The sequence below is a fragment of the Rhodococcus sp. 077-4 genome (assembly GCF_047782425.1).
Lineage (GTDB): Bacteria > Actinomycetota > Actinomycetes > Mycobacteriales > Mycobacteriaceae > Rhodococcoides.
In genome coordinates this window covers 1,531,880-1,553,308 of the sequence record NZ_JAJPWC010000001.1, presented here as the reverse complement: position 1 = coordinate 1,553,308, position 21,429 = coordinate 1,531,880, and the positions used below count along the sequence as shown (strand labels likewise).

General features: G+C 65.8%; 21 protein-coding genes. 13 read left to right on the top strand and 8 right to left on the bottom strand.

The window, feature by feature from the left end; all coding sequences use genetic code 11:
• Positions 1–12 precede the first annotated feature (12 nt).
• Both ACNEOT_RS07680 and ACNEOT_RS07675 read right to left on the bottom strand, forming a co-directional pair.
• Complete coding sequence (locus ACNEOT_RS07680) at positions 13–984, bottom strand: o-succinylbenzoate synthase (protein WP_415973299.1); 972 nt, start codon at positions 982–984, stop codon at positions 13–15.
• On the bottom strand, positions 984–1,628 hold the full coding sequence (locus ACNEOT_RS07675) for a PaaI family thioesterase (protein WP_415973298.1): 645 nt from the start codon (positions 1,626–1,628) through the stop codon (positions 984–986). Before ACNEOT_RS07675 ends, ACNEOT_RS07680 begins: the two co-directional genes overlap by 1 nt.
• A gap of 69 nt (positions 1,629–1,697) precedes the next feature.
• Here ACNEOT_RS07675 and ACNEOT_RS07670 point away from each other — a divergent pair, with 69 nt between their 5' ends.
• The 3 genes from ACNEOT_RS07670 to ACNEOT_RS07660 are packed head-to-tail and all read left to right on the top strand — an operon-like array spanning position 1,698 to position 4,127.
• The gene (locus ACNEOT_RS07670) at positions 1,698–2,591 is read left to right on the top strand and encodes a 1,4-dihydroxy-2-naphthoyl-CoA synthase (protein WP_415973297.1); all 894 of its coding nucleotides are present in this window, start codon (positions 1,698–1,700) and stop codon (positions 2,589–2,591) included.
• 8 nt (positions 2,592–2,599) lie between these two features.
• Positions 2,600–3,721 (top strand): GGDEF domain-containing protein, encoded by a 1,122-nt coding sequence (locus ACNEOT_RS07665; protein WP_415973296.1) that lies wholly within the window; start codon positions 2,600–2,602, stop codon positions 3,719–3,721.
• A 25-nt stretch (positions 3,722–3,746) separates the two neighbouring features.
• Complete coding sequence (locus tag ACNEOT_RS07660; protein ID WP_415973295.1) at positions 3,747–4,127, top strand: VOC family protein; 381 nt, start codon at positions 3,747–3,749, stop codon at positions 4,125–4,127.
• On the opposite strand, the gene ACNEOT_RS07655 is transcribed toward ACNEOT_RS07660, so the two are convergent.
• Together ACNEOT_RS07655 and ACNEOT_RS07650 are read right to left on the bottom strand one after the other, a co-directional pair.
• Entirely contained in the window at positions 4,124–5,407 is a 1,284-nt protein-coding gene (locus ACNEOT_RS07655; protein WP_415973294.1) for an EAL domain-containing protein, read from the bottom strand. The genes ACNEOT_RS07660 and ACNEOT_RS07655 overlap by 4 nt on opposite strands.
• Before the next feature lie 106 nt (positions 5,408–5,513).
• The gene (locus tag ACNEOT_RS07650; protein ID WP_415973293.1) at positions 5,514–6,863 is read right to left on the bottom strand and encodes a hypothetical protein; all 1,350 of its coding nucleotides are present in this window, start codon (positions 6,861–6,863) and stop codon (positions 5,514–5,516) included.
• Positions 6,864–7,050: 187 nt separating this feature from the next.
• Here ACNEOT_RS07650 and ACNEOT_RS07645 point away from each other — a divergent pair, with 187 nt between their 5' ends.
• Genes ACNEOT_RS07645 through menE form a run of 5 tightly spaced genes read left to right on the top strand, consistent with a single transcriptional unit; the run spans position 7,051 to position 10,370 of the window.
• A complete protein-coding gene (locus ACNEOT_RS07645) occupies positions 7,051–8,223 on the top strand; it encodes an inorganic phosphate transporter (protein WP_415973292.1) in 1,173 nt (390 codons plus the stop codon).
• Positions 8,224–8,230: 7 nt separating this feature from the next.
• A complete protein-coding gene (locus tag ACNEOT_RS07640; RefSeq protein ID WP_415973291.1) occupies positions 8,231–8,518 on the top strand; it encodes a hypothetical protein in 288 nt (95 codons plus the stop codon).
• 23 nt (positions 8,519–8,541) lie between these two features.
• Positions 8,542–8,904, top strand: a complete 363-nt coding sequence (locus ACNEOT_RS07635; RefSeq protein WP_415973290.1) for a DUF3349 domain-containing protein — start codon at positions 8,542–8,544, stop codon at positions 8,902–8,904.
• Between the two features lie 4 nt (positions 8,905–8,908).
• Positions 8,909–9,223: a DUF3349 domain-containing protein gene (locus ACNEOT_RS07630; protein ID WP_415973289.1), complete on the top strand. Its 315-nt coding sequence runs from the start codon at positions 8,909–8,911 to the stop codon at positions 9,221–9,223.
• Between the two features lie 10 nt (positions 9,224–9,233).
• Positions 9,234–10,370: an o-succinylbenzoate--CoA ligase gene (gene menE, locus ACNEOT_RS07625; protein WP_415973288.1), complete on the top strand. Its 1,137-nt coding sequence runs from the start codon at positions 9,234–9,236 to the stop codon at positions 10,368–10,370.
• Between the two features lie 161 nt (positions 10,371–10,531).
• Here menE and ACNEOT_RS07620 read toward each other — a convergent pair whose 3' ends face one another.
• Together ACNEOT_RS07620 and ACNEOT_RS07615 are read right to left on the bottom strand one after the other, a co-directional pair.
• Positions 10,532–10,906 (bottom strand): DUF4440 domain-containing protein, encoded by a 375-nt coding sequence (locus tag ACNEOT_RS07620; protein WP_415973287.1) that lies wholly within the window; start codon positions 10,904–10,906, stop codon positions 10,532–10,534.
• A gap of 163 nt (positions 10,907–11,069) precedes the next feature.
• A complete protein-coding gene (locus ACNEOT_RS07615; protein WP_415973286.1) occupies positions 11,070–12,746 on the bottom strand; it encodes an alpha/beta hydrolase in 1,677 nt (558 codons plus the stop codon).
• A 62-nt stretch (positions 12,747–12,808) separates the two neighbouring features.
• Here ACNEOT_RS07615 and ACNEOT_RS07610 point away from each other — a divergent pair, with 62 nt between their 5' ends.
• From ACNEOT_RS07610 to ACNEOT_RS07600, 3 genes are all read left to right on the top strand, one after another.
• The gene (locus tag ACNEOT_RS07610) at positions 12,809–13,588 is read left to right on the top strand and encodes a PIG-L family deacetylase (RefSeq protein WP_415973285.1); all 780 of its coding nucleotides are present in this window, start codon (positions 12,809–12,811) and stop codon (positions 13,586–13,588) included.
• A gap of 68 nt (positions 13,589–13,656) precedes the next feature.
• On the top strand, positions 13,657–14,610 hold the full coding sequence (locus ACNEOT_RS07605; RefSeq protein ID WP_415973284.1) for an ATP-binding cassette domain-containing protein: 954 nt from the start codon (positions 13,657–13,659) through the stop codon (positions 14,608–14,610).
• The gene (locus tag ACNEOT_RS07600; protein ID WP_415973283.1) at positions 14,607–15,440 is read left to right on the top strand and encodes an ABC transporter permease; all 834 of its coding nucleotides are present in this window, start codon (positions 14,607–14,609) and stop codon (positions 15,438–15,440) included. The genes ACNEOT_RS07605 and ACNEOT_RS07600 overlap by 4 nt, the downstream gene beginning before the upstream one ends.
• Here the strand turns inward: ACNEOT_RS07600 and ACNEOT_RS07595 are convergent.
• On the bottom strand, positions 15,437–18,691 hold the full coding sequence (locus tag ACNEOT_RS07595) for a BTAD domain-containing putative transcriptional regulator (protein WP_415973282.1): 3,255 nt from the start codon (positions 18,689–18,691) through the stop codon (positions 15,437–15,439). The two genes, ACNEOT_RS07600 and ACNEOT_RS07595, sit on opposite strands and share 4 nt — an antisense overlap.
• Positions 18,692–18,850: 159 nt before the next feature.
• Here ACNEOT_RS07595 and ACNEOT_RS07590 point away from each other — a divergent pair, with 159 nt between their 5' ends.
• Both ACNEOT_RS07590 and ACNEOT_RS07585 read left to right on the top strand, forming a co-directional pair.
• Positions 18,851–20,104 carry an Hsp70 family protein gene (locus ACNEOT_RS07590; RefSeq protein ID WP_415973281.1) on the top strand — a complete coding sequence of 418 codons (1,254 nt, stop codon included), beginning with the start codon at positions 18,851–18,853 and terminating at the stop codon, positions 20,102–20,104.
• A 47-nt stretch (positions 20,105–20,151) separates the two neighbouring features.
• Entirely contained in the window at positions 20,152–21,021 is an 870-nt protein-coding gene (locus ACNEOT_RS07585) for a 1,4-dihydroxy-2-naphthoate polyprenyltransferase (RefSeq protein WP_415973280.1), read from the top strand.
• On the opposite strand, the gene ACNEOT_RS07580 is transcribed toward ACNEOT_RS07585, so the two are convergent.
• On the bottom strand, positions 21,018–21,398 hold the full coding sequence (locus tag ACNEOT_RS07580; RefSeq protein ID WP_415973279.1) for a phage holin family protein: 381 nt from the start codon (positions 21,396–21,398) through the stop codon (positions 21,018–21,020). The genes ACNEOT_RS07585 and ACNEOT_RS07580 overlap by 4 nt on opposite strands.
• Between the last annotated feature and the right edge of the window lie 31 nt (positions 21,399–21,429).

The following is a 21,429-nucleotide window of genomic DNA, read 5'->3' as shown; positions in this document are numbered from 1 at the left end:
CCGGGCGCAACACTACCGCAGCAGCGCGTGGCACCGCCGAACTCGTTCGATCCACCACTGGGTGCGCTCTGCATCGGCATCCAGTTCGATCAGCGCCTGCGCATCCGGTTCGACGCTGCCGACCGGGTACGTTCCGTCGACCACTTCCGAGGCCGGTGCAACGTCGCGGACGAACAGGCTGCCCGTTCCCAGACCGCAGGCGAACTCGAGGCGCGGCAGCGACGCGGCAGCGGCCAGCCCGGCCGAGATGCCCACCGCAGAATCCAAGGCGCTCGACACCACCACCGGCACGCCGTACTCCCCCAGTTCGCCGGCCAGCTCCAGCAGTGCACGCATGCCGCCGAGCGGAGCGACCTTCAGTACAGCGATGTCCGCCCCGCCGGCCCGCACGACCTTCATCGGGTCCTCGGCCCGCCGAATGCTCTCGTCGGCAGCGACCCGCACTCCCGGTACTCGACGCCGAACTTCGACCAACTCCGGCACCGACGCGCACGGCTGTTCGACGTATTCGAGCGGGCCGTCGGCGGTCAGGGCCTCCAGGGCCGTCACCGCATCGTCGACGCTCCAGCCGCCGTTGGCGTCGACCCGCACCCGCGGCACCAGTTCGCGGACCGCGCGCACTCGGGCGATGTCGTCGGCAAGGGTCTGACCTTTCTCGGCCACTTTCACCTTCGCCGTCTCGGCACCGGGAGACCGGCTCAACACGGTTGCCACGTCCGAGGCCGCCACTGCCGGAACGGTCGCGTTCACCGGAATTCTTCGACGTAGCGGGCTCGGCGGGCCGTCCCACGCGGCCTCGATCGCCGACGCCAACCACGGGGCCGACTCGGCGTCGTCGTATTCGGGGAACGGTGAGAATTCACCCCACCCGGCCGGTCCGCGGATCAACATCACCTCACGGGTGATGATGCCGCGGAATTTCGTCCGCATCGGCATCGAGAGCACGTGTGCGCCGTCGAGAATGTCGTCCGGAGAGGGCACCATCACTGCTGCCCGGGGAGCAGTTGGACCATCAGCGCTTCGCACTCCGCGAGAACGTTGCCGTCCAGATCTGTCAATCTGGCGTCGATGAAGGTCTTTCGTCCCTCGACGCGGTCGACGGCACCCTCGACCATCAGTTCGGTGTTCAGTGGCGTCACCTTGCGGTAGTCGATGTGCAAGTAGGCGGTACGGCTGATGGGTCGGCCGTAGGCATGCTGGATCAGGCCGAACAGGTCGTCGAACAGCAGCGGCAGGGTGCCACCGTGCGCGGCCGCGTTGCCACCGAGGTGGAAGCGGCGGAACATGCCCCGACTGCGGACGCCCTCGGCGTCGAACTTCTCGATGATCCACGGCGGCAACAACAGTGAACCCCGGCCGGGCAGTGTCGGCACCCGCCCCGCGGCCTGCTGCCCCTCCGCGACCACATGGGGCTCGAGCAACTCGATCAATTCTCGTGTCTTGCTCACCGCGGCCTCGGTGACCTCGGCGGGCAACGAGGTGGACACCGCAAGATCCTGGACGGTACGCAGCGCCTCGAGCAACTGCCCGTACTCCGGCCCCACCTTCGCCGGCACGAAACGCGGGAAGCCGCCATGGTGGTCGTAGTCCGGGTCGGAATCGCGGTCGAGCTGCATCGGGTCGGTCATGAGATGCACGCTAGCTGCACCGACCGGTCGGCACGGACTCAGACCCCGGCCACCGTTAAGCTGGCCCGCGTGACCTTCACTCCCGCACTGTGGCGTCCCGTTCCCGGTTTCGAAGATCTGACCGACATCACCTATCACCGCCACGTGTCCGACGCGACCGTGCGGATTGCGTTCGATCGTCCCGAGATTCGCAACGCTTTTCGGCCGCACACCGTCGATGAGCTGTACCGCGCCCTCGAACATGCACGCGTGAGCTCGGACGTCGGAACGGTGTTGCTCACCGGCAACGGACCGAGCAGCAAGGACGGCGGCTGGGCGTTCTGCTCGGGTGGCGATCAGCGCATCCGTGGACGGAGCGGCTATCAGTACGCGGAAGGCGAAACGGCCGAGACGGTCGACAAGGCTCGCGCGGGCCGTCTGCACATCCTCGAGGTTCAGCGGCTCATTCGATTCATGCCCAAGGTGGTCATCTGCCTGGTCAACGGCTGGGCTGCGGGCGGCGGCCACAGCCTCCACGTGGTGTGCGACCTGACGCTCGCGAGCCGAGAGCACGCTCGGTTCAAGCAGACCGACGCGGACGTCGGCAGCTTCGACGGTGGTTACGGCAGTGCGTATTTGGCGAAGATGGTCGGGCAGAAGTTCGCTCGCGAGATATTCTTCCTCGGCGAGACGTACAGGGCCGAGGAGATGCACCGCATGGGCGCAGTGAACAAGGTGGTCGATCACGCGGAACTGGAGAACACGGCAATCGAGTGGGCCGCCAAGATCAACGCGAAATCGCCTCAGGCACAACGAATGCTGAAGTACGCCTTCAATCTGCAGGACGACGGACTGGTGGGCCAGCAACTTTTCGCCGGTGAAGCGACCCGCCTGGCATACATGACCGACGAGGCCGTCGAGGGCCGCGACGCGTTCTTGGAGAAGCGCGAGCCCGACTGGTCGCCGTTCCCCCGATACTTCTGACATCGCTGGTGAATTCGACTTCGTATCGCCGCAGCCACGGCGACTCCGTGGGCGCGCTGCGAGCCTGGTTCACCCAACCGTACGACTACCGCTGGATGGCGGATTTTCAGAACTCCCGCCCCACGGGAAAACTCATTCGATGGGTCATGGCCGTCCTGACACTGAACTACGGCGTGCTGGCCGTCGTCTCGCTGTTCTCGGCCGGCACCTCCCGCAGCGCCGTTGCCATCGGTTGGAAAGCATGCCTGGTCGTCATGGTCGTGGTGGTCGCGGCCGCGTGGATCAGAAGACCGTTTCCGGGACGCCTCGGGGTGGTGACCTTCGCTGTGTTCGCGGACCTGGGTACGGCATCCTCGCTGCTGATCAACCCCCTCGCGGACGCGATTGCCGCATGCGCCTTGTTCGCGGTGATCGGTACGTTCTGCACGTTCTTCCTCAGCCCTCGGTGGCTGGTGGCTCACCTGACTTTCGCGGTGGCGTGCACGATCGCCTCGGCTGTCCCGTCCTACGCTGCGGGTGGGGTGGACGTCGCATCGCTGGTCTTTCGGACGAACGTGGTGTTACTCGCGATCGCCGGAGTTCCACTGACCTCGCATCTGTTGGTCACGACGTTGACCGACGACGCCCGCAGCTCGCTGCTCGACCCGCTGACCGGCCTGCTCAACCGTCGTGGACTCGACGCCGCATTCGACGATGTCTGGCCTCTGGGCCGCGGTGAGGATCAGTGCTCGGCGGTGGTGGTGATAGACATCGACCGTTTCAAGTCCGTCAACGACGAGTACGGGCACGAGGAGGGTGACGCCGTGATCGTGCGCGTGGCCGAGCGTCTCCGTGCGCACCTGGGCAAGTACGGGGTGATCGCGCGCACCGGTGGCGAGGAGTACCTGGCTGTGGTGGCGACGTCACGGTTGCGCATCGACGCCTTGGTCCACGGCGTACGGCGTGCATTGCGTGACGCCGAGGACACCGTTGCAGTGACGGTCAGTGTGGGGGCCGCGATTCTGTACGCCGATTCGGCGCTGTGGGACCAGAACATCGACATCGTCACGCGCGCAACACGGATAGCGGACTCGATGATGTACGAGGCGAAGGCCGCGGGCGGCAATCGGGTTGTCACCACCCTGCTGTGACGAATGACCGTGGTATTCATGCGGGGTGGACATCCTCGCTTCTCGGACAATTCTCCGCCCGGTCGATTATCAGCGGACTCTCGCGTTCTACCGTGACGGTCTTTCGCTCGCGGTGTGCCGGGAATACCCCGGCGGCACGGTGTTCTTCGCGGGCCAGGGTTTGCTGGAGATCGCCGCGCACCATCGCGGTGACGGACCGGGTTCGTTCTCCGGTGCGCTGTGGTTGCAGGTACGCGACATGGACGCCGCGAGAGAAGAACTGACGGCCGCCGGTGTCGAGATCGTGCGTGAGCCGCGCACGGAGCCATGGGGCCTGATCGAGATGTGGATCGAGGATCCCGACTCGATTCCCATCGTGCTGGTGCAGGTTCCGCAGGATCACCCGCTACGACGGGACGATCGTTAGCTGTTCTTCGAGCCTTCGACGATCGTGCGCAGAACTGCTGTTGCCGATTGCGGCCGCGACCACAGATATCCCTGGGCGAGCGTGCAGCCGAGTTCGAGGACGATGTCGGCTTGTTCGCGGCTCTCGATGCCCTCGACGATCATCGTCAGGTCGAGGTCCTTGGCCACTCCGGCCAACGATTTGATCATCGCCCGTCCGGCGACGGTGTCGACGAACCGCGTCAGATGCCCGTCGATCTTGATGCCGTCGGGCTGCAGCGTCACCAGTCGTTCGAGTGAGGACCAGCCCGAACCGAAATCGTCCAGCAACACCCGGAAGCCGAGCCGATGCACGTCGTCGATGTGCCTGCGCAGCAGCGGCCCTGGCGTCACGGCGGTGGTTTCGGTGAGCTCGAGAGAGATCGAGGACGGAGAGACCCCGGAGGACGCGATGGCGCGCTGCAACTGGCTGACGCCGTCGGGGTGCGCGAGGTGGCGTCCGGAGATGTTGACGGTCAGCCGCAGGTCCGGACGGTGGATGTGCCACTTCTTCATTTCGGCGGCGGCCTGGGTGAGCACACTGAGGTCGACGTCGATGATAAGTTCGCTGGCCTCGGCGAACGGGACGAAATCGGCAGGCACCACCATCCCGCGGGTGGGGTGGTGCCAGCGGGCCAGCGCCTCGAAGCCGACGATCTCCTCGGTCCGCAGATCCACGATCGATTGGAACCAGGGCACGATGTGACCGTCGGCGATGGAATCGGCGATGTCGTTGTCACTACCGAGCCTGATGACGCCGGAGCCGACGCGACGGTGCAAATCGAGTTGCTCCTCGAGGACCGACGCGAACTGTTCGAGCTCCTGCATCTGCTCGCCCGAGAGCGAGCGCGTCGTGCGATCGAGCAGGCAGAGGGTTCCGATGACCAGGCCCTCGCGGCCGCGCAGCGGAACCGACGCATACGACGCGATGCCGTTGTCGTCGAGGATGGCGCGCTGGCGGGTAGTGGCGTGGACGCGGCCGTGCACAACCACCGACGGTTCGCCGGTGCGCACCACGTCGTCGCACAGGGTGTCGGCCCGTAGGACGGTGGACACCGGCGGTCCACCGATGTTGACCAGTGTGTACTGGGTGTCCTCGTCGAGCACGTTGAGTTGGGCGATGGCGAATCCGACGCTACGGGCGGCGAATTCGACCGTGGAGCGCAGGGCGGGAGTCGTCGCCTCGACGTCGAGATATCGACGAGCGGAGTCGCTCTGGCGGCGAGACTGGGAGCGCGCGGGGTCCGCGACCTCACCGTCCACCGGCATCTCCTCGCAACGAACGGTCGGCCCCGTGCTGGAACCGAATCAAGGTGAGCTTAACCGTGACAGATCGGCAGTTTCGACCGATGGCCCCATCTCGAACTCCTCATGTCGACGGATAGCGCGTGTGCAGAAGCCGATGCCGCAGCACCGCGGCGGCGAACCGCTTTCCTTCCTCGGTCGCGACGGAGCCGGGCGTCTGCGGTCGTGCCGACAGGTCCGGTTCCGACCTCTCGAGCGCTCCGAGAGCGCTCAGCTCGGCCACCAGGGTCTCGGCCAGCGGCTCGGCATGCTCGGGGGCCGGTTCCTCACCGGTGTGGGTCCACCCTTCGGCGCGCAGTAGGCGCGTCAGGTCCTGCGCCGTCGCTTCCGAGTCGGCTACATCGTGGCCGACGATCATGCGGGCAAGAACCACCTCCGCAGCGATGGTGTCCGGGTGGTACTCGGTACCGACGATGCCCGCGGTGAGCACACGCCAGAGCCCGTCGGAACTGAGCTGTCGAGTCCTGGCGGTCGGTACCAGACGCCCTGCGGATCGACGCAGCAGACGCACCCTCATCAGGAGACGTCGGAGAGTACGTACTTTCTCGGTGTCGAGTTCGCGGCCGATGAACGCAGGCCTCTCTGCGACGGGGAACACGGTTCTGGCGATTCCCGCCACCACGTCGTCGGGCAGGTACCCGGCGTCGGTCAGCATGACGCCGTCCCCGATGCACCCGATGAAGCTCTCGACTCTGCGCACGCAGCCGTACACCGGCTCGGCGGCGTCGTGCAGTGCCTCGCGCAGTCCCAGATAGAGCTCGGCACGCGGTGCGCTGTAATTGCTCCACAATTCGATGCGGTGGTCGAGAAGCTGTTCGAGCAGGACTGCCTCGGAGTTGTCCTTGCCTCGATCGGACGTCAGGACCGCGTCGGTGATGCCTCGTCGACGCACGGCTTCGGCATTGACGCCGAGTGGTCGCCCACCGGGCTTGGCGGGCTCGAACTCGCCGGCGATGGTCGCCACTTCCAGTGTCTCGCCGATCTTTTCGACGATGGTCCGCTCGACGCCGGTCGGAGCGTCCTGCCAGGTGACGAGCTCGGAATCGACGGCACCGATGCCCGACTGTTCGGTGGCGGCGCGATAGCGCTGCAACCACGCGGCATCGTCGGGGATGCGCACGAGTTCCTCGGTGACGGAGCTTCGGGCGATCTCCGCGTATCCGACACGTCCGAGCCGGTCCAGTAGGTCACCGAGTGCACGGGCTATGTCGACGGCGCGATCGGGCCCCTCGGCAGCGTGACGCAGATACACCCACAGGAAGGTCTGCACGGAGTGCTGGGTCGGGCCCGCAGGCGGAGACACGTCGACCAGACCGTCCCACCCCAGTCGGGCGTCGGCGGCGAGCGCGGGATCGACGGAATCGAAGTAGGACAGAGCTGCCCACACCGCGTCGTCCATGCCCGATCCGTTCACGGTGTTCCACTGTTCCACAACGAATGGTTCCGGGTAGATGTCCGCCGTGCCGTACGCCACAGAGAATCTGGACAATTTTCGCAAAAAGTTTCACTGGAGATGAACGCAGAACGTCCTAGGAAAGCCCCAGAAGAACACTTCGCAAGAAATTTCCATGAAACAACGATCATGTCCCACACTTTGCACCGTGAGCGCTGAATTTCTCGTACTTCTCGTGGTAGTCGTGACGGCACTGGCCTTCGACTTCACCAACGGTTTCCATGACACCGCCAACGCCATGGCGACGTCGATCGCAACGGGGGCACTCAAGCCCAAGGTTGCGGTCACCCTGTCCGCCGTCCTCAATCTGGTCGGCGCCTTCCTGTCCGTCGAAGTTGCGGCCACCGTCGCCAAGGGCATCGTGAACCTCGGTGACACCGGCGGCCAAGCCCTTCTGACCATCATCTTCGCCGGCCTCGTCGGCGGCATCCTCTGGAACCTCGCAACCTGGCTGCTCGGCATCCCGTCCAGCTCGTCACACGCACTGTTCGGTGGCCTCATCGGTGCCACGATGGCAGGCCTGGGCACCAGCGGTGTCGTGTGGGACGGAGTCTGGAGCAAGATCGTGTTGCCCGCCGTCCTCGCCCCGATCGTTGCCGGTCTCGTCGCCACCGTCGGCACCTGGATCATCTACCGCATCACCAACGCCGTCCCCGAGAAGTCCAAGGAGCGCGGATTCCGCTGGGGCCAGATCGGCTCCGCCTCGCTCGTCTCGCTCGCGCACGGCACCAACGACGCCCAGAAGACGATGGGTGTCATCTTTCTGGCGCTGGTCGCCTACGGAACCGTCTCCCCCGACTCGGAGATGCCCCTGTGGGTCAAGGTGACCTGTGCTCTCGCCATCGCCCTCGGCACCTACCTCGGCGGATGGCGCGTCATCCGAACCCTGGGCAAGGGCTTGGTCGAGATCGCCTCCCCCCAGGGAATGGCTGCCGAATCCTCCTCGGCTGCAATCATTCTGACGTCCAGCCACCTCGGCCTCCCACTGTCGACCACGCAGGTCGCCACCGGCTCCATCCTCGGATCGGGACTCGGCAAGCCCGGCGCAGCAGTGCGTTGGAACGTCGCCGGACGCATGGCCGTCGCCTGGGTCATCACCCTCCCCCTCGCCGGAATCGTGGGCGCGGTGTGCTGGCTGTTGGCCGACACGATCGGCGGACTCCCCGGAGTCCTGGTGGTGTTCGCCATCCTCGTCGCCCTGGCTGCATTCATGTACCTGCGGTCGCGTCGTCAGCCGATCGATCCCAACAACGTCAACGACGAGTGGGACGGGGGCCTCGTTCCGGCCGCCACCGACTCCGACTCTCCCGCGAAGGTCTGAAGCACTCATGGAAACTCTCAAGCACACGCTCGATTCGCTCTGGCAGGTCGTGCTCGTGGGACTGCTCCTCGGCGCAGGCCTGCCCGCGATCTTCGCGTTCGGACTCAAGGCACTCTCGGTCGGTGAGCCCTCGGACGACGCTGCCGCGACCGGCACCACGCGCGTCGCACGACCCGCCGTGGCCACCGCCGCAGCGATCGTCTGCTTCGCCGTGGTGATCGTGGCCATCGTGGCCGGAATCCTCTTCATCATGAAGAACTTCCTCGACAGCACATTCGGCATCTCCGTCTTCTGACACCCGGAAAGGGCGTAGCTCTCATGACCGACTCCACCAAGACCGCATTTCCGGCCTCGGTGCTCGAATGGCTCCGGGCCGGATACCCCGAGGGCGTTCCGCCCAAGGACCGCTTCCCGCTCGTTGCCCTCTTGCGCCGCGCCGCACTCACCGACACCCAGGTGCAGGAGATCGTGCTCGACCTCGTCTCGCCCGCCAACGGCGCACTCGACGACGGAGCGATTTCACCCGACGAGATCGCGACGTACATCCGCAGACACATGGGTCATTCCGCAGGCTCCACTCCCGATCAGATCGACGCCGAGCCGACGACCGAGGACATCGCTCGCGTCTCGGCGCGTCTGGCAGCCGGCGGTTGGCCCTTGGCAGATCCGGCGGCGCTGTAAGTCCATGGCAGTACCGGCATTTCTGCACTCGATCGTCGGGTGGCTCCGCGGCGGTTATCCCGAAGGGGTACCCGAATCGGATTACGTTCCGCTGCTTGCACTTCTGACTCGGCGACTGTCCGAGGACGAAGTGCAAGCGGTGATGGACGCCCTCATCGCCGACGGCCAGTTGCCTGCCGACAAAGCAGGTATTTCCGTCACCATCACCAAGGTCACCAACGAGATGCCCCGCGAGGAAGACATCAACCGAGTTCGAGCGAACCTCGCCGCCGGTGGGTGGCCCTTGGCCGACCCGTTCACCATCCACCGCGAGGACTAACCTCGCAGTTGTGCTCGAGAGCGTTCCAGTTCCATCAGGACCGGCCGCGGCAGACATTCTGCCGCGGCTGAGTCGCATTCTGGCCGGCGACGGCCCGGCCATGCTTCCCGTACCCGCCGACGATCCGCGCGCCACCGCGCGTCTGCACGAGGCGTTGAAGCCGGGAACCGACATCGACGACGGCGTCGCCCTCGTGGTCGCGACCTCCGGGACGACGGGAATCCCCAAGGGTGCCATGCTCTCCGCGTCGGCACTGGTGGCCTCGGCGACGGCCACCGAAGATCGACTCGGCGGACCCGGATCATGGTTGCTGGCGCTGCCTGCGCACCACATCGCCGGAATGCAGGTGCTGTTGCGCAGTGTGCTCGCGGGAACCTCGCCGATCGTCATGGACGTGTCGAGAGGTTTCGACCCGGCGGCGTTGATCGAAGCCGTCGGGCGTATGTCGGGTCCGTTGCGTTACACCTCCTTGGTCCCCGGACAATTGGTGAAGGCCTTCGAGATCCCCGAGGCCGTGGCCGCCCTCGCTTCGCTGGACGCGGTGCTGCTCGGTGGGGCGGCGACGCCGATTCCGTTGCGAGAGAGAGCACGTGACGCGGGAATCCGACTGGTGCGAACCTACGGCATGAGTGAAACGGCCGGTGGTTGCGTGTACGACGGAGTTCCGTTGCACAGCACAGTCGTTCGCATCGACGACGGACGAGTCGTGCTGGGCGGAAGAACCCTGGCCTCGGGATACCGCGGTCTGCCCGACCATCCGGCGTTCGCCGAACCGGGATGGTTCCGCACCGACGATGCCGGAACCATCGTCGACGGGATTCTGAGCATTTCGGGGCGATTGGACGAGGCCATCTCGACCGGCGGGCTGACCGTCGTGCCGCAGGTCGTCGAAGCGGCACTGGCAACGCATCCCGCAATACGAGAATGCGCGGTGGTCGGATTGCCGGACGAGCGTCTGGGCCAGAAAGTGGTGGTCGCGGTGGTCGCCTCTACACCGGTGACATTGGCGCAGGTGCGTTCTCACATCTCCGAGACCCTGGACGTCACCGCGGCTCCGCGGGAGTTGTTCCTCGTCGACTCACTGCCGACTCGGGGTCCGGGCAAACTCGACCGGGCGGGTCTGCGGACTTTACTGGGGAAGCGCTGAGTTACTGCGGACTCCCATTCGACCGCCGGGCCCCGGTTGACCGCCGGGCCCCGGTTGACCGCAAACGCGCGCGCGTTTGTCAGGTGCGCGCAGGATAGTCAGCGAACAGGTAGCGAAAGTGCGCGCGTTCAGCAAACGCGCGCGCCTTTGCGCCGGAGTGGTCACGCGAGCGGCGTGCCTTGATGGTGCACCAGTTCCCATCCGGTGTTCGTGCGCCGCCACAGGGAGGTTCGGCGAGCGCGCATCTCCGGCGTTCTCGAAATCCATTGCACTAGAACACAATTGACGTCGACTGCCCGTCCGATCGGTTCGATCACCTCGATTTCCACGGGTTCCTCGTTGCCCAGCATGTCGAGTATCGACGACTTGTCCCACACCGTGGCCGAGGCTCCGATTTCGATGAAGTCGTCGGCGAGCAGACGGGCGAGCCTCTCGCGATCGCGTCGACATTCCGGAGTCTGTAGCTCTCGTTCGAGCTCGAGAACTGTCGACAGGTCGTCGTCGGAGCCTGGTCGACCGGCACAGGTAGGCGGCATGGGATGCACTGTCTCACGCACGAATGCGCGCGCGTTTGTCAGGTGCGCGCGGAATAGTCGATGAACAGGTCGCGAAACTGCGCGCGTTCGGCAAACGCGCGCGCGTTTGCGGCGGAGGCGGTGCGGCGGAGGTGGTCAACCGAGCAACCGATTACCCGACACCTCAGCCCGCCATTTTCTCGTACAACCGCTCGATGTCCGCGTCCGTCCATTCCGGCGGGTCGAGGATTTCTGCCCACATGCGCACCGCATCGGCTCCGTAGCTGTGGCCGTGCCCGTCGTCGACGTCGGTGGAGAAGACCTGATCGAAGGTCAACTGCCAGAACGTCACGAACGGGAACCACTGCACTCCAGGGTCGACGTCGGCTCCGCGTGTTTCCCGCAGCCAGTCGGGCCGGCTCAGGATCAGGTCCGGTGACCACCACACGATCGGGTCGGATGCGTGCTGCCAGTACACGATTCGCGGCTGCTCCCACGGCCCGCCGATATCGAGGTCTCCGGACGAACTCGCGAAGCGAACGTGCTCACCCCCATCTACGACGGGCAGGATCTCGCGAGAACCGGCATCGCGTCCGGCAGTGATGCGCGCCCACTGAGGTGTGAAGTTCGGGTTGCCGACCCACAGCGCACCGTCGATACGCGCGATCATGTCCTGCGCTCCGCTGAACGCATCCTGTCCGCCGTACGCTCCGAGACTCTCACCGAACAACACCAGCTTCGGTCGCGAATCCTCCGGGAGTTCGCTCCACACCGCGTACACCGCCTCGAAGAGCGCTCGTCCGGCGTCCTGCGGAGTCTGACGGTCGGCCAAAAATGCTATCGGGCTCGGCAGGAACGAATACTGCATCGACGCGATCGCCGAGTTACCGTCGTACAGATATTCCAAGGGCCGAGCGACCGATTCGTTCACCCAACCACGTCCGGTGGTGGTCGCCACCGCCAGCACAGCACGGGAGAATGCGCCCGTGCGTTCCAGTTCGGCCACCACCCGATCGGCGACACCCTCGACGGTATCCGCGGACTCGACCCCGGCGTACGCGCGAACAGGTTGCACCGCAGGCCTTCCGGTGAATTCGGTGATTTCGGCCGGAGTCGCCCCGGACACGACGAACCGTCGACCCTCCTGCCCCAGGGAATCCCACTCCTCGTTCGAGGCGTCCGAGCCCGACAGTTCGGCCACGGCGGGCTTCTCCACTCCCTCGTGATTGCCGCGATCTGCGGTCGAGGCCGATTTCTCCGCGACCGCCACGATGCCGCGAACCAGAGCGCCGTTCACGGCGAACACGACCAGCAGCGCGACGACCACGACGCTGACGATCCTCGCGACGGGCCGCGGCACGTACTGCTTGCCCCACCGCGTCAACGCTCGCGTTGCCTGCCGCAGCAGACGACCGAGCCCGAGCACTGCGACGGCCACCACCAGCGAGACCAACAGCACCGCGGCATACAGGGACCGATCTGGATCGTCGACGCCGACGAGCGTACGAACGATCTGCTGCCACCACGAACCCAGGATCAGAAACAGCGGAACAGTCACCGCTGCAACCACTGCCAACGCCCACCACCCGCGTCGACGCCACTGCTCCGCCCAATCGGGAGATACTCCGCAGACTCGTACCACCCACGCGACGAGGCATCCGACCCCATACCCGATCGCGATACTGATTCCGGTGGCGACGGCTTGCAGATACCAGACACGGGGCAAGAGCGACGGAGTCATCGACAACGCGAAGAACACCAGCGCGAACAGCAGGCCGACGGGATGCAACGCGCGGCAGTACCGATCCGCTCGCGAGTCCTGCCAGAGGGAACCGAACCGGGCCGACTGCCGTGTGGTCACTTACCGATGGTATTTCCCTGCCGACTGGGCTGCACCCGCTTCGACGTGCAAGCATTCATCTCATGAGTGTCCTGGTTTGCTTCCATGCACATCCCGACGACGAGGTGTTCGGCACCGGTGGCGTGATGCGCCTCGCCGCCGACGCCGGCCATCGCGTCGTCCTGGTCACTGCGACCGACGGGGCCCTGGGCGAGTACCCCGACGGAATCCTCACCGACGGCGAGACGTTGGCCGAGCGCAGGCACCTCGAGCTGGACCGTTCCGCCGCCGTTCTCGGGGTGTCTCGCATCGTCCGGCTCCACTATGCGGATTCGGGCATGGCCGGTACTGCCGAGAACGGCAACCCCGACGCGTTCTGCAATGTCGATGTCGAGACCGCTGCGCAGCGTCTGGCCGACGTCCTGGTCGAGGAGCACGCAGATGTGGTGACCATCTACGACCCGAACGGTGGCTACGGGCATCCGGACCACATCCAGGTTCACGTCGTCGGCAAGCGGGCGACCGAGATCGCCGAGACTCGGTTCGTGTACGAGACCACCACCAATCGCGATCACATGCGCAAGTTGATGGAGGCCAACCCGCACTGGGGCGAGGAGGCGACACCGCCGGACATGGAAACGTTCGGTCTGCCGGAAACCGAGATCACCACGGTGGTCGACGTGGCCGCAGTGATGGCCGCCAAACGGGCCGCGATGGAAGCGCACGAGACCCAGGTCGGCGACTTCGGACCGTTTCTGCAGATGTCCCTGGAAGACCTCGCCACCGCGTTCGGAACCGAATGGTTCAGGAAGCTGCGCGGCACGGGCGGCGTCGGCCTCACGGAGACCTCGCTCCCGCTCTGAGCGCGCGCGCAAGCCGACGCAAGCGCAACGTACGCGTCGTGCAAGCGCCCGGGGCGATCGTTGGCCCCATGACCACACCAGCAATCGAGGCAGAGAACCTCGTCAAGTTATTCGGTAAACACCGCGCGGTCGACGGCGTCAGCCTGACCGTTCCCACCGGGGCGGTCTACGGCGTCCTCGGCCCCAACGGGGCAGGCAAGACCACGACGGTCCGCATGCTCGCCACCCTCCTTCGACCCGACGGCGGCTCGGCCCGAGTTTTCGGCCGAGACGTCGTCGCCGACGCCACCGCGGTCCGGTCACTGGTCGGCGTCACCGGCCAGTACGCATCGGTGGACGAGGATCTCACCGCAACCGAGAATCTCGTCGTCTTCTCCCGGCTCCTCGGCCTGAGTCGACGCGACAGCAAAGCCAAAGCCGTCGAACTCCTCGAGGAATTCGGATTGACGGATGCAGCGTCGCGACCGTTGAAACTGTTCTCCGGCGGCATGCGTCGACGCCTCGATCTGGCGGCGAGCCTGATCTCGGCACCACCGCTGCTGTTCCTCGACGAGCCGACCACCGGTCTCGATCCCCGCACCCGAGTTCAGATGTGGGACACCATCCGACGTCTCGTCGCCGGGGGCTCGACCGTCCTGCTCACCACGCAGTACCTGGACGAGGCCGACCAGCTGTGCGATCGGATCGCCGTCATCGATCACGGCCGCGTCATCGCCGAGAACACCGCCGACGGGCTCAAGTCCTCGGTGGGCACGTCCACTCTGTCCCTGACTCTGACCGACCGACACCGGATCGACGACGCGCGAGTGTCGGTTGCGGAGCAGCTGGGCGTCGAGGTGGCAGTCAGCCCAGAGGCAGCTCGACTGACCGCACCGATGACCGATACGTCGATCACCCCGGACATCTTGATTCGCTTGCGCGACTTCGGAATCGACGTCGCCGAAATCACCGTCACCAAACCCAGCCTGGACGAGGTCTTCCTGACTCTCACCGGCAAGAGCGCAGACGAGGACGCAGCATGACCACCACACTGACCCCGCACGTCTCCCCCTACATCGACCCCGCCGAGCGACCGGTCGTCCGACACATCGGGCTGGGCCGCACCGCCGCCCAGTCCGTCACCATGGGATACCGAGGTCTGCTCAAGCTACGACACAATCCCGAGCAGCTCACCGACGTGGTGCTGCTGCCGGTCATCTTCACCCTGATGTTCAGCTACATCTTCGGCGGCGCGGTCGCCGGCGATGTCACGTCGTACCTGCCCTTGATCATTCCGGGAATCCTGGTGCAAACGGTCATCACCGGTTCCGTCGTCACCGGCACACAGCTGCGCGAGGACATGGACAAGGGCGTCTTCGACCGGTTCCGATCGCTCCCGATCGCCCGAATCGCGCCGCTCGCAGGCGCATTGATGGCCGACGTCATTCGCTATCTGATCGCCGCGGTGGTCTGCTTCCTCACCGGTTTCGCGATGGGCTATCACCCGGCAGGAGGAGCGCTCGGCCTGGTGGGAGCCGTGCTGCTGGTGATGTTCTGTGCCTGGGCGATCAGCTGGATCTTCGCACTGCTGGGCACCCTGATGAACAAGGCCTCGTCGGTCCAGGGTATCTCGATGATGGTCCTGTTTCCGTTGACGTTCCTGTCCAACGCCTTCGTCGACACCAGCACCATGCCGAACTGGCTGCAGTCCTTCGCCGACATCAACCCCGTCTCACACCTGGTGACCGCGGTGCGCGAACTCGCCAACAACGGGCACTTCGGAATTCACGTGGTGTACTCACTCATCGGCGCCGTCGTCATCGTTACGATCTTCGCCCCCCTGACCGTCAGGATGTACATGCGCAAAGCCTAGACAAGCGCAAGCAATCTCAGAATCTCTTGCAGCGCTGCACTTCTGGTCAATTCAGCGGCCCGAGCGAAAACGGCATCGACCTCGACGTCACCGCCGATCGCTCGGGCCGCATCCACATGACGATCGATCCGCATCGACGGAAAGTCCTGCCGACCCACCGCCCGCTTCGACGCCGCCAACAGCAGCAACCCCACGGCCCGATCCCCGCGATGAATCTCGAAAGAACCCACCGCACAGGCAACCGCACCGAGCATCGGGATGTCGTAGAACCCACCCGGTATCAACACATTCCACGGCTTACGCGACACAGCTCCCACCGCCTCGCGCACGTCCTCGGCGCGACCGTGCAGAACATGCGCACCGACGGCCGCACACACGAGAATGGTCATGAACGGATCACTGGGATCCTCCGACGGCCATCCCCCCATCGCCAGCGCGGCACGGAAACCCTCGAGACCCTGCTCGACGGCACCGTCCGCGAGATCCGCTGCAGCCCGCGCGGCTGTCAACGACGCCGAATTCGACTGCTGCTGAGCGCGATCCCACCGAGCGCCGGCATCATCGGCACTCGAACGCCCCTCGCTCCCGACCAGGCTCCACTCCTGCATCGTCGCCGCCGACAGTTTTTCCACCAACGAGCGGCCCTCGTCGACCCGGCCCGCGCCGATCAACGCCATCGCCAAGAACGTGCGGGTCTGCATGCTCTCCTCGAATGCGTGAACCTCCCACATGACGTCGGCGGCGGTTCGGTAGAACTCCGCGGCCCGCGCGTAGTCGCCCGACAGTCCGTACGAGCTGGCCAGTGTCTGAGAGGTCGAGCCAACCGCCCACAGGTCGCCCCGACGCCGCGCGAGGGCGAGTGCCTTCTCGCCGTCCCTGATCGACTCGAACAGTCGACCCGAATTCTGCGCGAGCATCGAACGAACCACGTACGCGTTGCACCGAACGTCCTCGTGTTCGGATCTGGTGGCACGAGCGAGCTTTCGAGACAGGCCCCGTCCGCCCCCGTGATGAACCACAACCTCGGAATTGAACTGCAGGCCCGGCGACAGCTGCGTCCTGCTCCGCAACAGACGCCGCAGATCCAACCGAATTCTGGCCAACTGCCGCAGATCTGCGCCGTGGGCGAAGTGCGCCGCCAACACCAGCAGGCACATCACGGCGTTGTCGTCGGGTGTGTCGGCAAGCCCGCGGCGCATACTCTCCTGCACCCGGCCTGCCCAATTGAGCACCTCCGAATGCGCACCGCGCATGGCCCAGAAGTAGCCGAGCACCGAGAACAGAGTGCACACGCTTTGCGAATCTCGATGTGCAAAAGAATGTCTCATCACCGACAGCAAGTTGTCGTGTTCGGTTTCCAACACCAGCACCATCTCTGCCGGACGCCCAGCAGAATAGCCCGCGGAGACCGTAGTCGCCACGGTCGCGGCCCAGGAACGCACCCGTGCAGCGACATCGGCAACTTCGCCGCTCGCATCGAGTCGGCGTTCACCGTATTCGCGAACCGTCTCGAGCATGTGGTACCGAATACCGGTCGGCGAGTCGACGACGGTGAGCATCGACTGGTTCACCAGACCATCGAGCGCAGCCGAAATATCCTCCACCACAGCCCATTCGGCCACCTGCCGCGCGGCATCGAGATCGAATCCCGCCGGAAACCGGCACAGTCGACGCAGAGCCGCCTGCTCGGTGGCGTCGAGAAGGTTCCAGCTCCAGTCGATGACGGCATGTAACGTCCGGTGTCGTTCCGGTCGAGTTCGATCCGCCGATCGCAGCAGCGCGAAACGTCGGTCGAGTCCGGCGTCGATGTCCTCGACGCTCATCGACTTCACGCGCGCCGCAGCGAGTTCGATCGCCAACGGCATACCGTCCAACGCGCGGCACAGACGAGCCACCGCGTCGGGTTCGAGGCGCGCCGACGGCCGAACCGCACGCGCCCTGATGCAGAACAGTTCGGTTGCAGGCGAATCGGTGCCCGCCACTCCCAGCGACGGCAACGGAAAGACCGACTCGGCCGTGATCCCCATCGGAGATCGCGAGGTCGCCAGAACCGTCACCGAGTCCGTCGCGGCCACCAGGGCGTCGACCACCACCGCGACCTCGTCGATCACGTGCTCGCAATTGTCGAGTATCAGCAGTCCCCGCCGGGTCGAGAAGACGTCGACCAATCGTTCCTGTATGGAATGGACACGGGTGACCTGAAGTCCACCGACCTTGAAGTCCGCCTCGGTGAGTCCGAGAGTGGCTCCGATGGCCGACGCGACGTCCTCTCCGCTGCGCAGCGACGCCAATTCGACGAAGGCCACCGATACGCGGTCCGCAGCGCGGCGGCCGAGCTCGTGGGCGATACGCGTCTTGCCCGCGCCGCCGGGGCCGAGGACCGTGGTGACGCGAGAGCTGCGCAGCAGCCCCTCGATCGCCTCGACGTCGACGTCTCTACCGATGAGCGCGTTGGGTGCGGCGCGCAGACCGATCGACTGCATCGTGTTCGGTGCGGAGTGCCTCAGAATCTCGGCGTTCAATGCGGTCGCAGCGGTCGAGGGGTCCGTCCCCAATCGCTCGGCGAGTTCGGTTCGCAAGGCCGCGAACACCGTCAGCGCGTCGTTCGATCTGCCCGCTCCGTGCAACGCACGCATGAGATCGGCCGCAGCGCGCTCGTCGGCGAGGTCGGCGGCCACCCCGGCCTCGGCGAGCGGCAGGGCGTCACCGAAACGACGCAGCCCGAGCAGCGCCGTGATCTGCATGGACCTCAGCGCGAACTCGAGCTGTTCCGAATGCACTCGAACGGACTCGACCGGCTCCCCGCGCCACAGGCTCAGGGCCTCGAGCACCGTATCGAGCGCGTCCTGAAATTGTGCCGACGCGAGGAGACCCTCCGCAGCGCGGGCGAGGACCCGCGCAATCCCGAGATCGGTGTCGTCGCTGCCGAGAACCAACCGATAACCACCGGGCCCACTGACGAGAACGCCCGTCGGTAACACCGACCGCAGCCGAGACACCTGCGTCTGCAGAGCGTTCTTGGGCGATCGGGGCGGCTCACCGGGCCACACCTCGTCGATGAGCGCCTGCGCCGACCGCGCACGGCCCGGTGCCAGCGCCAACGCCACCAGCAGGGACTGTGCGCGCACACCCGCTACCGGGACGAGACTGCCGTCGACCGCCGTCGCGACGACGCCGAGTATCCCCACCACCGGAAGGTCGGTCGTGAGGTGGTTCGTTTGCGAAACCGCGCTGTCGATGGGCACTGCCATCAGATCGTAGGCCGCAGAGACGAAACCATCGACTCGACTTTCGGAATGTTTCGGGGCTCTAACCAAACCGTGAGACGGTACAGTGTTCACGTCGCCTGTCATGAGGGCGCGTTCGATGGACCCAAACACCGTCACCGAATCGGAGAGGCCGGAGCAGAGATGCGTTCGTCAGTGGGTGTGTCCGCGGGCACGTGCGGCATTCGCACGGCGCGGACCACCGAGGACGGCGCATGGACCGACGGCACCCCGTTCGACGACTGGCAGCTCTCGCCGACGGCGCGGGACCTCGCACGCGTCGTCCGCGGCATCGTCGACAGTCCGGACGCACCCCAATCTCTCGGCGTCGCCTATCGCACCCCCGCGGAACGTACCGAGATCACCGGCGCACTCGCCGAGGAGTACGTCTCCGACGTCCACCTCATCGACGAAACCGGCGCGGCACTGGAGTACCTGCGCCCCGGGCTGCCCGCCCACCACCGAACGATCGCACTGTTCGACGCGGGAGAAACCGGCGTGAACGTCGACATCGTGGACGTCGAATCCGGCCGCTCCTACGGTTCGACGCGAACCACCGCCATCAGCGGCACCGCGTTCGACGCTGTGGTCCGCGAGCACATTCTCGGCCTGGGCATCGTGCGAGCTCCACAAACGCACGACGAGGACAGTGCGTTGACGGCATTCTGTCGCGGAATCAAGGAAGCGCTGTCTGCGCACCTGACCACCAGCACACCCGACGGCGAGCACATCCTCCTCGAGCGGCACATCTTCGAGTTGTCCATCGCGCGGTCCACCGAGCAAGCCGCCGAGACGGTACGGCAACTGGGACGCGAGGCCGAGTTCTATCCCGACGCCGTCGTCGCCATCGGCGGCACGTCCAACGTCCCTCTGGTCAGAGCCACCCTCGAACGGTTCCTGCAGCTGCCGGTCATCGTTCCGGACAGGCCCGAGCTGGTTGTCGCCGGTGGGGCCGCGGTACACGCCACCCACGTCGACGCGACCCAGGTGCCACCCGCAGTCTCGCACCGACCGGCATTGGCACGACTGGGCATGATCGCGCTGCCGATCGCCGGCGTCATCGCCGCGATCGGCGTGTTCACCGCGCTCGGGTCCGGCAACGAGAGCCAACCGCTGAGCACCCCTGCCAGCGTCGGCGAGGCAGTTCCGCAGACCACGACGCCGGCGGCGGCCACCAGCAAGACGACGTCGTCCCCACTCCCCGACGTCCCGCCTCCCCCGCCGACGACCACCGCGCCTGCACCGGCTGCCGCCGGCGGTTCGGTGCCGTACGTGCAGTACGAGCCGCGCTACTACCCGCCGGCTCCACCGCCGCCGCCCACGGTGCCTCTGCCACAGATCCCAGGCGTCCAGATGCCCGTCATACCGTTGCCGGTATTGCCGCGTCTGCCGTTCTGACCGGCCGCGTTCTCACCCGTCGAACAGATACGGAAAGATCGTCGCTCATGGCCACCACTGCGCAATGGATCGAAGGTGCGCGACCGCGCACACTCCCGAATGCGATCGCTCCCGTGCTCGTCGGCACCGGTGCGGCCGTGTCGCTCGACGCCGGTGTGTGGTGGAAGGCCCTGCTGGCGTTGATCGTCTCGTTGGCCCTGATCGTCGGCGTCAATTTCGCCAACGACTACTCCGACGGAATCCGCGGTACCGACGACGATCGAGTCGGACCTCTGAGGCTGGTCGGCTCGAAGGCGGCCTCCGCAGGCGCAGTGAAAAATGCCGCCATCGGGTGCTTCGCTGTCGGCGCAGTGGCCGGTTTGGTGCTGGCGGCAACCAGCGCGTGGTGGCTGGTCGCGGTGGGACTGGTGTGCATCGCCGGTGCCTGGTACTACACGGGAGGCTCGAAGCCTTACGGCTACAGCGGTTTCGGCGAGATCGCCGTGTTCGTGTTCTTCGGTCTCGTGGCGGTCCTCGGCACCCAGTTCGTGCAGGCCGAGCAGATCGACTGGGCCGGAGTTTTAGCAGCGGTGGCCGTCGGATCGTTCTCGAGCGCAGTACTCGTGGCCAACAATCTGCGCGACATCCCCACCGATACCGAATCCGGAAAGCTCACGCTGGCAGTGCGATTGGGCGATACCCGCACTCGCTACCTGCACCTTGCGCTGCTGGTGGTGCCCTTCGCGATGACCGTCGTTCTGATCGCTCGCACCCCGTGGGCCTTGGTTGGCCTGCTCGCGCTCCCCCTCGCCGCTCGCGCGAATTCCCCCGTACGCAAGGGCGCTCACGGATTCGAACTGATTCCGGCGCTGCGTGATTCGGGACTGGCCATGCTCGTCTGGGGCGCGAGCACCGGCGTCGCGCTGGCGTTCGCCTAGCGCTCGTCGGGCACGAAAGCGCCCAGCAGGAAGTTCACGATCGAGATGATGATCGCGCCCCAGAACGCGGCGGCGAACCCGACGATCTCGAGGCCGTAGCCGGTCTGCGACGACAGCCAACCCGTCAGCAGCAGCATCAACGCATTGATCACGAGGGTGAACAAGCCGAGCGTCAGAATCAGCAACGGCAGCGACAGCAACTTCACCATCGGCTTGATGAACGCATTGACGATCGTCAACACGGCAGCGATGCCGAGCAGAACCACGATGTCCCACCCATCACCGCGGCCCGAGCTGGTGACGGTGATGCCATCCACGAATTCCTTCGCGACCCAGATGGCAACGGCGTTGATCACGAGCCGAATCAGAAAGTTCATGGCGCCATCGTAGGGTCCGTGAGCGCCCGAG